The sequence below is a fragment of the Rouxiella badensis genome, from assembly GCF_002093665.1.
GTDB classification, from domain to species: Bacteria; Pseudomonadota; Gammaproteobacteria; order Enterobacterales; family Enterobacteriaceae; genus Rouxiella; species Rouxiella badensis.
Window position 1 is genome coordinate 58,055 of the sequence record NZ_MRWE01000025.1, and the last position, 14,885, is coordinate 72,939.

The 14,885-nt window shown below is 53.4% G+C and carries 13 protein-coding genes and 1 tRNA gene; 12 read left to right on the forward strand and 2 right to left on the reverse strand.

Annotated features, from left to right (window positions below; genetic code table 11):
• Nucleotides 1–70: 70 nt before the first annotated feature.
• Nucleotides 71–1,063 carry a tRNA-modifying protein YgfZ gene (ygfZ, locus tag BS640_RS14965; protein WP_017491354.1) on the reverse strand — a complete coding sequence of 331 codons (993 nt, stop codon included), beginning with the start codon at nucleotides 1,061–1,063 and terminating at the stop codon, nucleotides 71–73.
• Nucleotides 1,064–1,340: 277 nt separating this feature from the next.
• Between ygfZ and sdhE the strand changes: the two genes are divergently transcribed.
• Nucleotides 1,341–1,607: an FAD assembly factor SdhE gene (gene sdhE, locus BS640_RS14970; RefSeq protein WP_017492114.1), complete on the forward strand. Its 267-nt coding sequence runs from the start codon at nucleotides 1,341–1,343 to the stop codon at nucleotides 1,605–1,607.
• Complete coding sequence (locus BS640_RS14975; RefSeq protein ID WP_038328038.1) at nucleotides 1,588–2,055, forward strand: protein YgfX; 468 nt, start codon at nucleotides 1,588–1,590, stop codon at nucleotides 2,053–2,055. The genes sdhE and BS640_RS14975 overlap by 20 nt, the downstream gene beginning before the upstream one ends.
• 21 nt (nucleotides 2,056–2,076) lie before the next feature.
• On the opposite strand, the gene fldB is transcribed toward BS640_RS14975, so the two are convergent.
• Nucleotides 2,077–2,595: a flavodoxin FldB gene (fldB, locus tag BS640_RS14980; protein ID WP_017492112.1), complete on the reverse strand. Its 519-nt coding sequence runs from the start codon at nucleotides 2,593–2,595 to the stop codon at nucleotides 2,077–2,079.
• Nucleotides 2,596–2,751: 156 nt separating this feature from the next.
• On the opposite strand from fldB, the gene xerD reads away from it, so the two are divergent.
• The 10 genes from xerD to BS640_RS15030 all read left to right on the forward strand — a co-directional run bounded on the left by xerD (nucleotide 2,752) and on the right by BS640_RS15030 (nucleotide 14,708).
• On the forward strand, nucleotides 2,752–3,633 hold the full coding sequence (gene xerD / locus BS640_RS14985) for a site-specific tyrosine recombinase XerD (protein WP_038328043.1): 882 nt from the start codon (nucleotides 2,752–2,754) through the stop codon (nucleotides 3,631–3,633).
• Between the two features lie 26 nt (nucleotides 3,634–3,659).
• Nucleotides 3,660–4,367: a bifunctional protein-disulfide isomerase/oxidoreductase DsbC gene (dsbC, locus tag BS640_RS14990; protein ID WP_017492110.1), complete on the forward strand. Its 708-nt coding sequence runs from the start codon at nucleotides 3,660–3,662 to the stop codon at nucleotides 4,365–4,367.
• Between the two features lie 62 nt (nucleotides 4,368–4,429).
• Nucleotides 4,430–6,163 (forward strand): single-stranded-DNA-specific exonuclease RecJ, encoded by a 1,734-nt coding sequence (gene recJ / locus BS640_RS14995; protein ID WP_026110554.1) that lies wholly within the window; start codon nucleotides 4,430–4,432, stop codon nucleotides 6,161–6,163.
• Between the two features lie 127 nt (nucleotides 6,164–6,290).
• A protein-coding gene (gene prfB / locus BS640_RS15000) for a peptide chain release factor 2 (RefSeq protein WP_139802822.1) occupies nucleotides 6,291–7,389 on the forward strand; the annotation gives its coding sequence in 2 pieces (ribosomal slippage) (nucleotides 6,291–6,365 and nucleotides 6,367–7,389; 1,098 coding nt in all).
• A 9-nt stretch (nucleotides 7,390–7,398) separates the two neighbouring features.
• Nucleotides 7,399–8,931: a lysine--tRNA ligase gene (gene lysS, locus BS640_RS15005; RefSeq protein WP_084912854.1), complete on the forward strand. Its 1,533-nt coding sequence runs from the start codon at nucleotides 7,399–7,401 to the stop codon at nucleotides 8,929–8,931.
• 330 nt (nucleotides 8,932–9,261) lie between these two features.
• A complete protein-coding gene (locus tag BS640_RS15010) occupies nucleotides 9,262–10,002 on the forward strand; it encodes a gluconate 2-dehydrogenase subunit 3 family protein (protein ID WP_026110552.1) in 741 nt (246 codons plus the stop codon).
• 2 nt (nucleotides 10,003–10,004) lie between these two features.
• Entirely contained in the window at nucleotides 10,005–11,792 is a 1,788-nt protein-coding gene (locus BS640_RS15015) for a GMC family oxidoreductase (protein ID WP_017492105.1), read from the forward strand.
• A gap of 10 nt (nucleotides 11,793–11,802) precedes the next feature.
• Nucleotides 11,803–13,134 (forward strand): cytochrome c, encoded by a 1,332-nt coding sequence (locus tag BS640_RS15020; RefSeq protein ID WP_084912855.1) that lies wholly within the window; start codon nucleotides 11,803–11,805, stop codon nucleotides 13,132–13,134.
• A 145-nt stretch (nucleotides 13,135–13,279) separates the two neighbouring features.
• A tRNA-Gly gene (locus tag BS640_RS15025) sits at nucleotides 13,280–13,353 on the forward strand.
• 164 nt (nucleotides 13,354–13,517) lie between these two features.
• On the forward strand, nucleotides 13,518–14,708 hold the full coding sequence (locus tag BS640_RS15030) for a tyrosine-type recombinase/integrase (protein WP_084912856.1): 1,191 nt from the start codon (nucleotides 13,518–13,520) through the stop codon (nucleotides 14,706–14,708).
• Nucleotides 14,709–14,885: the final 177 nt, after the last annotated feature.

The following is a 14,885-nucleotide window of genomic DNA, read 5'->3' on the forward strand; positions in this document are numbered from 1 at the left end:
CGGCCAAGAGGGATTTCCCTGTTGGCCGCCGCTGGCTTTTTGACTTCTATTACACGGGGAGCTGCCAGAATTACTTGGCTTCTTCCAGAGAGTAAGGCAGCGGCTGAATGCGCAGGGCGCTCCCTGCGTCATCACGCACGCGCAGCAGGCTGTCGGCTTCCAGATCGTTATTCAGCACCGCCTGAACCCATACCGCGCCGTCGTTGAGCTGAATCGCCGCCAGCACCGTACCGGTACGACGCCAGTTTTCACCCAGCTGTAACTCGAGGTCATCACCGGCGGCGGGCACTTTGCTGCCTTTACCTGCTAGCCAGTAGAGCGCACGCTTATTTGCGCCGCGATACTTGGCGCGCGCCACCATTTCTTGACCGGCGTAGCAGCCTTTAGTGAAGCTGATGCCTTCAAGGGCCTGAATGTTGGTGGCCTGTGGGATGAACTGCACGCTGTTGGCACTATCAATAATCGGGAAACCGGCTTCGATATCCAGCGCCAGCCACTGTTGGCTGTCGTTCAACTGCGCCTGTTCACCCATCTCTAGCGTCAGCTGCTGCGCCTTCTCAGGGCTGGTGACCACCAGATAACGGTCCGCTGGCAGAGACAGGTACAGCAGAGTGGTTTCGTCTTGCTGAACGACCGGCGTTGCGGCGTCTGGCAGCGTGGCAAAAATACCTTTCAGCGCTGCGCTAGCCTGAAAACCGGCGACGCCGAGCAGCACGACGTCGTCGTCGGCGGTGAAGGTAATTTTAGAAAACACCGCGTACTTCTTCATCTCGGTGAGCTGATTGTCACGCAGGTTGCGGCGTTCGATAAACGCCATGCCGTCGCCGCGTTCAAACAGACGCATGTTGCTCCACATTTTGCCTTTAGCATCACAGTGGGCACAAAGCACGTGCTGTTCCGGCGCGAGTTTTTCGACGTCGGTGGTGACTTGCCCCTGCAAATACTTAATCGTGTCGGCTCCGGTCAGCGTTACCAGCGCCCAGTCTTCCAGCGAGATAATGGTCAGCGGAAGGTGGGATGATGATGAAGGCTTTTGCGGAGGAAACGGATACTTGTACGTCATGATATGTCCTAATCCAAAGCTGCTGATGTAGGGAGGTATACAGGCATGGTAAAAGAGCCGAACCGCTTTGAAAACACTTATTCATACTCTTTAGAGGATGTCTCGCATCGATTGCTTAGTTGTTACCGATGCTGCGAGGGTTTTTGCGGCACGTTACCCAAAAATGAACTTCCTGTGACATCGTTACACTGAATAGTTACGCCAGAACTCGTCAGGCTGCTAGAATCAGCTCCGCATCATAAAAAATAACGCTTCTGCTTAAATGGATACCCGCACAATGGATATAAACAACAAACCCCGCATCCACTGGGCCTGTCGTCGCGGCATGAAAGAGCTGGACCTTGCCATCCTGCCGTTCTTTGAATATGAGTTCGACACCCTAAGTGATGAAGACAAGCAGCAGTTCGCCCGACTGCTTGAATGTGACGACCCAGACCTTTTTAACTGGCTGATGAACTACGGCGAGCCGAACGATCTCGAGTTGAAGCGCATGGTTAACCTGATTCAGACACGAAACAAACAACGTGGCCCTGTGGCAATGTGATTTAAGGGTGTCATGGCGCAGTCAGCTGTTTTCGCTGGCGGTGCATGGCATTCTTATTCTGCTGATTCTTCTGGCTCCCTGGCCGCCCGACGACTGGATGATTTGGCTGATACTGCTAATTATTGTGGTCTCTCAGTCAATACGCAGCCAGCGGCGCATCAGTGCGCGCCAGGGTGAAATCAGCCTTCTTGCTCAGGACAGACTGCTGTGGCGTAAACAGGAATGGAAAATTAAGCAGCCGGTCTGGATGATAGACAGCGGTATACTGCTCTCGCTGAGGCGTGAACGCACCGGCCATGGCTGGCGTCAGGCGCTGCGCGGCAAGAAACACAAACTTTGGCTGGCTTCTGACAGCATGAGTCAGGAGGAGTGGCGGCATCTGCGGCAGATATTATTGACCGGCAAGCGCGACGCGGCACCGGCCAATAATAATCACCACCCGCTGTAAAGAGCACGGCGGGGACACGGATTACAGCAGCGCATCCATTTCGAGCAAGATTTGATCGCACCACTGCTGAAGGCGATCTTCGCTTAGCTCGAACTGATTAACCTCATCGAGCGCCAGCCCGACAAAATGCTTGCCGTCGGCGCTAAGCGGTTTTGGGCTGGTGAATTCGAAGCCTTCGGTTGGCCAGAAGCCAATGAACTGCACGCCGAGCGGCAGCAGTCGGTCATACAGCATACCGAGAGCGTCGAGGAACCATTCGCCGTAACCTAGCTGGTCGCCCATTCCGTACATGGCAACAATTTTCCCACGCAGGTTTAGGGTAGCGAGTTGCTCCCAGACGGCTTCCCAGTCTTCCTGAATTTCGCCAAAGTCCCAGGTCGGGATGCCGAGGATCAGAATCTCGTAATCCTCCATCCGCGAAGGCTCGACATCTTTTAAATTGTGCAGATCCACCAGGTCTTCACCCAGAATTTCACGGATTTTTTCCGCCGCCATCTCGGTGTAACAGGTGCTTGAACCGTAGAAAAGACCAATCTTCATTCTTGCTGCCACTGTCGGTAAAAATTATTGAATGGCGTTGAGTGTACCAGAATTGTCTCCGTTTAAGGCATAATGCGCGGGTATAACCCTGACCTTAAGCCAAATCCTGTCTGCAGGATAAAAGGAGTAGAAGTGCCCAAATCAGACGATGGCCAGATGTTGGTCGAACAGTTTCTCGACGCGCTGTGGCTTGAGAGAAACCTTGCCGAAAATACCCTGGCTTCTTATCGTCTGGATCTGAAGTCTTTGCTGGGTTGGCTTGAACATAGTCAAACAGACCTGCTTCGGGTCAAGTCGTTTGAGCTACAGTCCTTTTTGGCCGAACGCGTTGAAGGCGGGTACAAGGCAACCAGTTCGGCACGTTTACTGAGCGCGATGCGACGTTTTTTCCAATATTTGAACCGCGAATCGCTGCGCGAAGACGACCCGACCGCGCTACTTTCTTCTCCTAAACTCCCGCAACGCTTACCAAAAGACCTCAGTGAGGCCCAGGTTGAGTCGCTGCTTGCCGCGCCCAGTACAGAAATTCCTCTGGAACTAAGAGATAAGTCTATGCTCGAGCTCCTGTATGCTACTGGCCTCCGCGTTTCCGAGCTTGTGGGTTTGACGTTGAGCGACATCAGTCTGCGTCAGGGAGTGGTGCGAGTTATAGGTAAAGGTGACAAAGAACGACTGGTTCCGCTGGGTGAAGAAGCGGTGTACTGGCTTGAAAATTATCTCGAGCACGGCAGGCCGTGGATGCTTAACGGACAATCATTGGATATCGTGTTCCCCAGCAGTCGTGGTCAAAAAATGACGCGCCAGACGTTTTGGCATCGTATCAAACACTACGCCGTACTTGCCGGTATTGACGCCGACAGACTCTCGCCTCACGTTTTACGCCACGCCTTTGCTACCCATCTATTGAACCACGGGGCAGACTTGCGTGTCGTACAGATGCTTCTAGGTCATAGCGACCTGTCGACCACTCAAATTTACACCCATGTAGCAACGGAGCGTTTAAAGCAGCTACATCAACAACATCACCCTCGTGCGTGAACCGGGGGAGAACAAAGGACGTAACGATGAAAAAAACTCTACTGGTGCTGACCCTGGTAACCTCGGGACTGGCCAATGTCGCGCACGCCGAGGAGGCTTCTCTGAAGGCTACCCTTAACAAAATCGGCCTCGAAAATCCTGAAGTAAAGGCCTCTCCTGTCAAAGGATTAAAAACGGTAACCACGCCAAAGGGCGTGATTTATGTCAGCGAAGATGGCAAATATGTGCTGCAGGGTCCACTCTATGACGTCAGCGGCGAGCGCCCGGTGAATCTCAGCAATCAGCCTCTGGTCAACAAGCTGAACGCGATGCAAAACGAGATGATCATCTACAAGGCGGCTAAAGAGCAGCGCGTGATAACCGTGTTCACCGACATTACCTGCGGCTACTGTCATAAACTGCACCAGCAGATAAAAGGCTATAACGATCTGGGGATTACCGTTCGTTATCTTGCTTACCCGCGCGCCGGCGTTGACTCGGAAACGGGCAAACAGATGCAGTCAATCTGGAATACTGCCGATCGTAAGAAAGCGCTGGACGAAGCGATACGAGGTGAGAAGGTTTCGCCGATTGCCAAAACCGCTGACAGCAAGGTCGATATCGCCAGACAGTTTGAACTGGGCCAGCAAATGGGCGTAACCGGTACGCCGGCTGTGGTGCTGGAAGACGGTACGCTGGTGCCAGGCTATCAGCCGCCGGAATCCATGGCGGCTATGCTTGGCATCAAGGCATAAGACATTAACGGGCGAGCCGAGAGAGAATCAGCTCGTTCAAAAAATATAGGTGGTTGATTTTCGTGACAGTTAAGACCCAGCTTCGCCGTCGTGAAGGGGATGAGGGCGCAGATTTACCTGCCGACCTTGCCCCTTTGCTACGCCGCCTCTACGCCCTGCGCGGTGTGAAAGAGAGTCAAGAACTTGAGCGCGGCGTGCGTGGTTTACTCGACTACAAACAGCTCGATGGCATCGATGCCGCCGTGAATCTGCTGCAAACGGCCTTGTCTGAACGCCTGCAAATCATGATTGTCGGCGATTTTGATGCCGATGGGGCAACCAGCACCGCGCTGACCGTGCTGTCACTGCGCAGCATGGGCTACGACAGCGTCAAATATCTGGTGCCGAACCGTTTTGAAGACGGCTATGGCCTGAGCCCTGAGGTGGTTGAGCAGGCAGCGGCGCGCGGTGCTCAACTGATTCTCACGGTTGATAACGGTATTTCGTCGCACGCGGGCGTTGAGCTGGCGCACGAAAGGGGCATTCAGGTTCTCATCACCGATCACCACTTACCCGGTGAGACGTTGCCTGCGGCCGAAGCGATTATTAACCCGAATCTTCACGGTTGTGCGTTCCCCTCCAAATCTTTGGCGGGCGTTGGCGTGGCCTTTTATCTGATGCTTGCGCTGCGCAGCAAACTCCGTGAAAGCGGATGGTTTGAGCAGCGCGGGCTGGCGATGCCTAATCTGGCCGAATGGTTGGATCTGGTGGCGCTTGGTACCGTCGCCGACGTCGTTCCGCTGGACACCAATAATCGTATCTTGGTTTATCAGGGGCTTAACCGCATTCGTGCCGGTAAGTGTCGTCCGGGCGTGCGTGCGCTTCTCGAGGTCGCCGGGCGCGATGCTCGTCAGCTGACCGCCAGCGATCTCGGTTTTGCACTGGGTCCGCGACTCAACGCCGCCGGGCGTCTCGACGATATGTCAATCGGGGTTGCGCTGCTGCTCAGCGAGGACATGGCACAGGCGCGCGCGCTGGCCAGTGACCTCGATACGCTGAATCTGACGCGTCGTGAAATCGAGCAGGGCATGCAGGTTGAGGCGCTTGCACTGTGCGAGAAGCTTGAAACCAGCGGCGAAAATCTGCCTTTTGGGCTGGCGATGTATCACCCAGAGTGGCATCAGGGCGTGGTTGGCATTCTGGCCTCGCGGCTGAAGGAGCGTTTCAATCGCCCGGTTATCGCCTTTGCACCCGCGGGCGACGGCGTGCTGAAAGGCTCCGGCCGCTCTATCAGCGGGCTGCACATGCGTGACGCCCTGGAGCGTCTTGATACGCTTAATCCCGGCCTGATGATGAAATTTGGCGGACACGCGATGGCCGCAGGCCTGTCGCTGGAAGAGAGCAAGTTTGATCAATTCCGCGACCGTTTTGCCGAGCTGGTGGGGGAATGGCTGGATCCTTCACACCTCGAGGGCGTGGTGTGGTCGGACGGCGAACTTTCTGCCCAGCAGATGTCCATCGAAACCGCTGAGATGCTGCGCGACGGTGGCCCATGGGGACAGGCGTTCCCGGAGCCAGTCTTCGACGGCACCTTCCGTATCTTGCAGCAAAAGCTTTTAAAAGACAGACATTTGAAGGTGATGATTGAGCCGCTCGGCGGGGGGCCACTGCTTGACGGGATCGCGTTTAACATCGACCCGACGGTGTGGCCAGACTCCAGCGTGCGCGAGGTTCAGCTCGCTTATAAGCTCGATATCAATGAGTATCGCGGTAATCGTAACGTTCAGTTGATGATTCAGCATTTGTGGCCGCGCTAACGCGGGCCTCAATTCTGCGTTAGAAAATGCGCCAACTTGCTATAAACCGACCGCTATTTCCTTTAGAATATGCGGTTCGAATGGCGCTGTGCCATACCCGACCTAACGTAAGACGCGAAAAAAAATCATGTTTGAAATTAATCCGGTAAAAAACCGCATTCAGGACTTGGCCGACAGGGCCGCGGTTCTTAGGGGGTATCTTTGACTATGATGCCAAGAAAGAACGCCTAGAAGAAGTTAACGCCGAGCTGGAACAGCCGGACGTTTGGAACGAACCTGAGCGCGCGCAGGCGCTGGGTAAAGAGCGCTCGGCGCTGGAAGCCATTGTTGATACCATCGATCAGCTGACCCAGGGGCGTGAAGACGTTACCGGTCTGCTTGAACTGGCGGTTGAAGCCGACGATGAAGAGACTTTCAACGAAGCCGTAGCCGAACTCGACGTGCTGATGGGCAAGCTGGACCAGCTTGAATTCCGCCGCATGTTCTCCGGCGAATATGACAGCGCCGACTGCTACCTTGACATTCAGGCAGGCTCGGGCGGCACCGAGGCTCAGGACTGGGCCAGCATGCTGCTGCGTATGTTCCTGCGCTGGGCTGATGCCAAAGGCTTCAAAACCGAAATCATTGAAGAGTCCGACGGCGACGTCGCGGGTACCAAGTCTGCCACCATCAAAATCATCGGTGACTATGCCTACGGCTGGCTGCGTACTGAAACCGGCGTTCACCGCCTGGTGCGCAAGAGCCCGTTTGACTCCGGTGGCCGTCGCCACACTTCATTCAGTTCGGTATTCGTTTACCCGGAAGTTGACGACGATATTGACATCGAAATCAACCCTGCAGATTTGCGTATCGACGTTTACCGCGCCTCCGGTGCCGGTGGTCAGCACGTCAACAAAACCGAATCTGCGGTACGTATTACCCACATGCCAACCAACATCGTGGTGCAGTGTCAGAACGACCGTTCACAGCATAAGAACAAGGATCAGGCCATGAAGCAGCTGAAAGCGAAGCTTTATGAGTTTGAGATGCAAAAGAAAAATGCTGATAAACAACAAGCTGAAGACAACAAGTCTGATATCGGTTGGGGCAGCCAGATCCGTTCATACGTTCTGGATGACTCCCGTATTAAAGATTTGCGCACAGGCGTTGAAACACGCAATACACAGGCCGTATTAGATGGCGACCTGGATAAATTCATCGAAGCCAGTTTGAAAGCCGGGTTATAAGGAACCGAAATGTCTGAGCAACAACCATCTGGGCAGCAGCCACAGGGCGCAGAAAGCGCGCAGGAACTTAACAACGAGCTGAAAGCGCGTCGTGAGAAGCTGGCCCTTTTGCGTGAGAAAGGCATCGCTTTCCCGAACGATTTCCGTCGTGATAGCGTTTCCGATGCACTGCACGCCGCCTACGGCGATAAAGAAAACGAAGAGCTGGAAGCGTTAAACGTCGAAGTCACCGTGGGTGGCCGTATGATGACCCGTCGTATTATGGGTAAAGCTTCATTCGTGACCCTGCAGGACGTGGGCGGCCGCATTCAGCTGTACGTTGCGCGTGACGACCTGCAAGAAGGTCAGTACAACGATGAGTTCAAGAAGTGGGACCTGGGCGACATCCTCGGCGCTCGCGGCAAGCTGTTCAAAACCAAGACCGGCGAACTGTCTATCCACGTTACCGAACTGCGTCTGCTGACTAAAGCACTGCGTCCGTTGCCAGACAAGTTCCACGGCCTGGCCGATCAGGAAACCCGTTATCGTCAGCGTTACCTCGACCTGATCGCTAACGACGAGTCGCGCAATACTTTCAAAATCCGTTCACAAATCATGGCTGGTATTCGCAAGTTCATGGTTGAGCAGGACTTTATGGAAGTAGAAACGCCGATGATGCAGGTTATTCCTGGCGGTGCGTCTGCGCGTCCGTTCATCACCCACCACAATGCGCTGGACATCGACATGTACCTGCGTATCGCACCAGAGCTGTACCTGAAGCGTCTGGTTGTGGGTGGTTTCGACCGCGTATTCGAGATCAACCGTAACTTCCGTAACGAAGGCGTTTCTCCGCGTCACAACCCAGAGTTCACCATGATGGAACTCTACATGGCGTACGCGGACTACCGTGACCTGATCGTGCTGACCGAGTCCCTGTTCCGCACGTTGACTGAAACCATTCTGGGCAGCAGCGTAGTGCAGTATGGCGATCAGACCTTCGACTTCGGTAAGCCATTTACCAAGCTGACCATGACCGAAGCTATCCTCAAATACCGTCCAGAGACCAAGGTAGAAGATTTGGCTGACATGGCCAAGGCGACCGCTATTGCAGAATCTCTGGGTATCAAAATTGAGAAGAGCTGGGGTCTGGGCCGCGTTGTCTGTGAAATCTTCGAAGAGACCGCTGAAAGCCAGCTGATCCAGCCGACCTTCATCACCGAATACCCGGCTGAGGTTTCTCCGCTGGCACGCCGTAACGACGAAAACCCAGAAGTGACCGACCGCTTCGAGTTCTTCATCGGTGGACGTGAAATCGGTAACGGCTTCTCCGAGCTGAATGACGCAGAAGACCAGGCGCAGCGCTTTGCTGACCAGGTTACTGCGAAAGACGCCGGCGATGACGAAGCGATGTTCTACGACGAAGACTACGTGACCGCGCTGGAACACGGTATGCCGCCAACTGCCGGCCTCGGCATCGGTATCGACCGTATGGTTATGCTGTTCACCAACAGCCACACCATCCGCGACGTTATTCTGTTCCCAGCCATGCGCCCACAGAAATAACCGAACGCTTCCCTCCTCTGCAAGGGGGAGGGAGCTTTTTAGCACCTCGTTATCCCGCCTATCCCTCTGATTAACTCTTAAGCCTCTTTCTCGATGCTCCAAATTTCTGATTAAAAAACACCCAAAAATATTTCGATACTGCTCAATTCGTTAACTGTAATTTTACAAGTAGAAACATTTATTGGCACCAATAGCCAATTACACTCATTAACATTGTGGTAAAATTTTTACATATTCTTCCTTATATGCGAGGAAGAAATTAACAACTTATAACGTCTGTAATAGGCGTATAACAAACCCCCCAACATTCTGGTTATAACAACACCTGCTATGTCGCTGAAAAATTCTGGAAACTCCCGTAGAGACTTCCTTCTCAAAACCATCGCAATCGCACCTGCCGTGGCTTTAAATGGAACCGGTTTCATCGCAATGACCACGCCTGCTCAGGCAAGCGAACAGAAACCGTCTGAGGCGTCATCTGCCGTTAAGGCACCTGATTATCATCCCACTAAATTTACCGCCGAAGAGTATGCGTTCCTGCAGGCTGCCGTCGCGCGTTTGATCCCCGCTGACGATCGTGGTCCGGGTGCGCTGGAAGCCGGCGTGCCAGAGTTCATCGACCGCCAGATGGACACGCCTTACGCTACCGGTGCCAACTGGTACATGCAGGGGCCATTCCACCCTGAAGCCGAGCACGACTTCGGTTATCAGCTTCCGCTAGGACCTTTTGCCATTTATCAATTGGGAATCAGCGACGCCAACGACTACGCCAAAGCAAAATTCGGTAAGGTATTCAGTGAGCTGACGACAGATCAGCAAGAATCCCTGCTGATGGAATTTGAGAGCGGCAAAGCCGAGTTCAAACAGGTTCCGAGCAAGACATTCTTCTCCTTCCTGCTGCAAAACACCCGCGAAGGCTTCTTCAGCGACCCAATCCACGGTGGCAATCACCAGATGGTTGGCTGGAAGCTTATCGGTTTCCCCGGTGCCCGTGCCGACTTTATGGACTGGGTTGAACGCGGCGAACGTTATCCGTTCCCGCCGGTGTCTATCAGTGGTGAAAGAGCGTAAGTATGTCTAAAACAATGAATAAAGTTGATGCAGTGATCGTCGGTTTTGGTTGGGCTGGCTCCATTATGGCCAAAGAACTGACCGAAGCGGGTTTGAGCGTGGTTGCGCTTGAACGTGGTCCAAGCCGCGACACCTATCCAGACGGTGCCTACCCGCAGGTTGTCGATGAGCTGACCTACAACATTCGTAAAAAGCTGTTCCAGGACCTGTCAAAAAGCACCGTGACTATTCGTCATAACATGACGCAAACCGCGATGCCTTATCGCCAGCTAAACGCGTTCCTGCCTGGGACCGGTACAGGCGGTGCAGGTCTGCACTGGTCTGGGGTGCATTTCCGCGTCGATCCTATCGAGCTGAATATGCGCAGCCACTATGAAGAACGATATGGTAAGAAGTTTATTCCAGAAGGCATGACCATTCAGGATTTCGGGGTTAACTATAACGAGTTAGAGCCATTCTTCGACAAGGCCGAGAAAGTCTTTGGGACCTCAGGCTCACCCTGGACTATCAAAGGTCAGCAGCAACCTGGCGCGCAAGGGAAAGGTAACCCGTTTGCGCCTGACCGCTCCGATAAATTTCCGCTTCCGGCGCAAAAACGTACCTATTCTGCCCAGCTGTTTGCTCAGGCGGCGGAGTCCGTGGGGTATCATCCTTACGACCTGCCTTCAGCCAACACCTCTGGTCCGTACACCAATACCTACGGCGCGCAGATGGGCCCGTGCAACTTCTGCGGTTATTGCAGTGGTTACGCCTGCTACATGTATTCCAAGGCATCGCCGAACGTTAATATCCTGCCGTCTCTGCGTCAGGAGTCGAAGTTTGAACTGCGCAATAACGCTTACGTACTGCGCGTTAATCTGACCGATGACAAAAAACGTGCGACCGGCGTGACCTACGTTGACGCGCTGGGTCAACAGGTTGAGCAACCGGCGGACCTGGTTATTCTCTCTGCCTTCCAGTTCCACAACGTGCACCTGATGCTGCTTTCCGGCATCGGCAAGCCGTACGACCCGGTGACTAATGAAGGCGTGGTAGGCCGTAACTTTGCCTATCAGAACCTGACTACCATCAAAACCTTCTTCGATACCGACAAGTTCACCAACACCTTCATCGGTGCCGGTGGTGCGGGTGTAGGCGTTGATGATTTTAACGCCGACAACTTCGACCACGCCAAATACGGCTTCGTCGGCGGCTCGCCGTTCTGGGTTAACCAGGCCGGTTCCAAGCCTATTTCAGGTCTGCCAACGCCTCCGGGCACGCCAAACTGGGGCAGCAAGTGGAAGGCCGCAGTGGCTGACGCTTACACCCATAACGTGTCGATGGATGCTCACGGTGCGCATCAGTCTTACCGCGCGAACTATCTTGACCTCGATCCGACCTACAAAGACGTGTACGGCCAGCCTCTGCTGCGTATGACCTTTGACTGGCAGGATAACGACGTGAAGATGTCGCAGTTCATGTACGACAAGATGCACAAAATCGCCGTAGCGATGAACCCGAAACTGATCACCGGCGCGCCAAAAAATGCCAATTCGCATTTCGACACTACCGTTTATCAGACCACGCACATGAACGGCGGCGCGATTATGGGTGAAGACCCAAAAACCAGTGCAATCAACCGTTACCTGCAAAGCTGGGACGTGCACAACGTCTTCGTACCGGGCGCATCCGCATTCCCGCAAGGTCTGGGCTACAACCCGACCGGTATGGTCGCTGCGTTAACCTACTGGTCTGCCAAAGCGATTCGCGAGACCTATCTGAAAAACCCAGGCCCATTGGTACAGGCATAAGGAAATAGCGATGAAAAAATTACTTTCTGCCTTGTTCCTGGGCTCGGTAGCCTTTGCTGCGCTGGCCGATGATACGAGTGGTTCCGACCTCATCAAACGCCGTGAATATCTGGCGAAAGCCGGTGACTGCGTCGCCTGTCATACTACCGAAGGCGGCCAGCCGTTTGCCGGTGGCCTGAAGATGGTGACGCCGATCGGCGCGATTTACTCCACCAACATCACGCCGGATAAAGCCAACGGTATTGGTGACTACACGCTCGAAGATTTCGAGAATGCAGTGCGCAAAGGCGTGGCGAAAAACGGTCAGACGCTCTATCCGGCGATGCCGTTCCCGTCCTACGCGGTGGTAAGCGATGAGGATATGAAGGCGCTGTACGCATACTTTATGCACGGTGTTCAGCCTGTGGCACAGCCAAATCGTGACAGCGACATTCCGTGGCCGCTGTCGATGAGATGGCCGCTGGCTATCTGGCGTACCGCGTTTGCCCCTAAGGTGCAGCCGTTTGCCGGTAAAATGAATGAAGATCCCCAGTTGGCGCGTGGCCGCTATCTGGTTGAAGGCCTGGGTCACTGCGGCGCATGCCATACTCCGCGCAGCATCACCATGCAGGAAAAAGCGATGAACAACGACGAAGGCAACGCCTTCCTGTCGGGCAGCGCAGCGCCTATCGATGGCTGGACCGCCAGCAATCTGCGTGGCGATGATCGTGATGGTTTAGGCCGCTGGAGCGAGGACGATCTCGTTCAGTTCCTGCGCACCGGTCGTAACGATCACACCGCCGTGTTCGGCGGGATGACCGACGTTGTTAAGCACAGCCTGCAATACCTGACGCCGGAAGACGCAACCGCAATCGCTAAATACCTCAAGTCGCTGGATGTAAAAGACAGTAGCCAACCGGCGTTTAAAACCGACGACAGCGTAGCGAAAGCGCTGTGGAAAGGCGATGACAGCAAACCGGGTGCCGCCGTTTACGTCGACAGCTGCGCGGCATGTCATAAGACTGACGGTACAGGCTATAAGCGCTTCTTCCCCGAGCTGAAAGGGAATCCGGTGGTGTTGGCGAAAGATCCAACCTCACTGATTCACATCGTGCTGACCGGTAATACCTTGCCGGGCGTTATCGGCGCACCTTCTAACATCACCATGCCGGCATTCGGCTGGCGTCTGAATAACCAACAGGTTGCCGACGTGGTGAACTTTATTCGCACCAGCTGGGGCAATACCGCTGGGGATAAGGTCACCGCCGATGATGTTAAAAAGATCCGCGAAGATAAGAACGTGATTACCGATAAAAAGCAGTTAGGTAACATGAATATTGAGATGCTGACACCGATTCAATAATTCGTGTGATTAAAAAGGGGGCGGTCTGTTACGCAGAGCGCCCCCTTTCTATTAAATGCGCTAAATGCCTAAATATTAGACGCTTATTGGGAAGCATTCCTTGCTACCCCGCCTCAACCCGCTATAATGCCAGACACACACCGAAGCGGGTGTAGTTCAATGGTAGAACGGTAGCTTCCCAAGCTGCATACGAGGGTTCGATTCCCTTCACCCGCTCCAGAAGTACTTCCCAGACCTTCCGTAATCATCCTGAAAAACCAATAAAATCAATGTTTTTAGCCACTTTATTGTCCGCTTACGTCCGAGTGCATCCCTTGAAAGCCAGCGTCTGATGTGTATATGATCGCGTATAGTTTTTTTATACACACGGATTTCTATACACAATGCCCCTGACAGAACTACAAATCAAAAAAGCTAAGCCCACAGAAAAGCCTTACACCCTGAGCGATGGCCTAGGTTTATCCCTTCTTGTTGAGCCTAACGGCAGCAAAGCGTGGCGCTTTCGCTATCGTTTTGACGGTAAACCCAAAATGCTGTCATTAGGCACCTATGAGCACGTCTCTCTTGCAGATGCGCGGCAAAAGCGTGATGAGTCAAGGCGGCTGGTTGCGTCGGGCGTGAACCCGAGCGCGCTGCGTAAAGAGCAGAAGGCTGCAAAATCCCTTTCAGCCACCAATACCTTTGAAGCGCTAACCCGTGAGTGGTATGAGCATCGTTATGACCGCTGGTCGGCGTCATACCGCGAAGAGATGATGGATACCTTTGAGAAAGATGTCTTCCCTTTCCTGGGCTTTCGTCCGATAGCAGAAATCAAGCCGTTAGAGCTGTTGGCAATGCTGCGTCAGGTTGAGAGCAGGGGAGCGACTGAGAAAGTACGCAAGGTGCGCCAGCGGTGTGGTGAGGTATTCCGTTACGCCATTATCACAGGTCGCGCCGAGTACAATCCCGCGCCGGATCTCGCCTCGGCGATGAAACCCCATAAAGCCAATAATTATGTGCACCTAGCCGCTCATGAATTACCTGAGTTCTTAAGCGAGTTAAATGCCTACACCGGCAGTGTAATAACCAAAATTGCGACCCAGCTTCTAATTCTCACCGGATTACGCCCAGGGGAAGTGCGCAGGGCACAATGGTCTGAAATCGATATGGAGAACAAGGTTTGGGAAGTACCCGTTGAGCATATGAAAATGGGGCGTCCTCATCTGGTTCCGTTATCTCATCAGGCAATAGCTTTGCTTGAACAGATCAGAATCGTGACTGGCCGCTATGAGCTGATTTTCCCAGGGCGAGACTTTAGAAAGCCTATTAGCGAAGCGTCCATCAATCAGGTAATGAGGCGTATCGGCTACAACGGCAGGGCTACCGGCCACGGCTTCAGGCATACCATGAGTACTATATTGCATGAGAAGGGCTATAACTCGGCTTGGATTGAGCTACAGCTCGCGCATGTTGATAAGAATAGTATTAGGGGTACCTATAACCATGCGCTGTATCTTGATGGGCGTCGGGAAATGATGCAATGGTATGCGGATTATTTGGGCGGTTTTATATCACCATCATTAATTAAGGTTTGATGTCTTATTTTCATTTTTTGCAGTAATGCAGAAAAAAGTTTTTTATAGAAAAACTAGTCATACTGTTCATTTTTGAGAATTAATCAATTATTACAATGAATTAGGTGGTGAATAGTCAGTGAAGGGTTGTGCGCAACTGGTCATCTTTAAGTGAACACTTGCCAGATAGGGCATACA

What these genes read in the sequence shown, in the direction of transcription:
- ygfZ (WP_017491354.1), bottom strand. Translation starts at nt 1,063, where the DNA reads ATGACGTACAAGTATCCGTTTCCTCCGCAAAAGCCTTCATCATCATCC.
- sdhE (WP_017492114.1), top strand. Translation starts at nt 1,341, where the DNA reads ATGGATATAAACAACAAACCCCGCATCCACTGGGCCTGTCGTCGCGGC.
- fldB (WP_017492112.1), bottom strand. Translation starts at nt 2,595, where the DNA reads ATGAAGATTGGTCTTTTCTACGGTTCAAGCACCTGTTACACCGAGATG.
- xerD (WP_038328043.1), top strand. Translation starts at nt 2,752, where the DNA reads ATGTTGGTCGAACAGTTTCTCGACGCGCTGTGGCTTGAGAGAAACCTT.
- dsbC (WP_017492110.1), top strand. Translation starts at nt 3,660, where the DNA reads ATGAAAAAAACTCTACTGGTGCTGACCCTGGTAACCTCGGGACTGGCC.
- lysS (WP_084912854.1), top strand. Translation starts at nt 7,399, where the DNA reads ATGTCTGAGCAACAACCATCTGGGCAGCAGCCACAGGGCGCAGAAAGC.
- BS640_RS15010 (WP_026110552.1), top strand. Translation starts at nt 9,262, where the DNA reads ATGTCGCTGAAAAATTCTGGAAACTCCCGTAGAGACTTCCTTCTCAAA.
- BS640_RS15015 (WP_017492105.1), top strand. Translation starts at nt 10,005, where the DNA reads ATGTCTAAAACAATGAATAAAGTTGATGCAGTGATCGTCGGTTTTGGT.
- BS640_RS15020 (WP_084912855.1), top strand. Translation starts at nt 11,803, where the DNA reads ATGAAAAAATTACTTTCTGCCTTGTTCCTGGGCTCGGTAGCCTTTGCT.
- BS640_RS15030 (WP_084912856.1), top strand. Translation starts at nt 13,518, where the DNA reads ATGCCCCTGACAGAACTACAAATCAAAAAAGCTAAGCCCACAGAAAAG.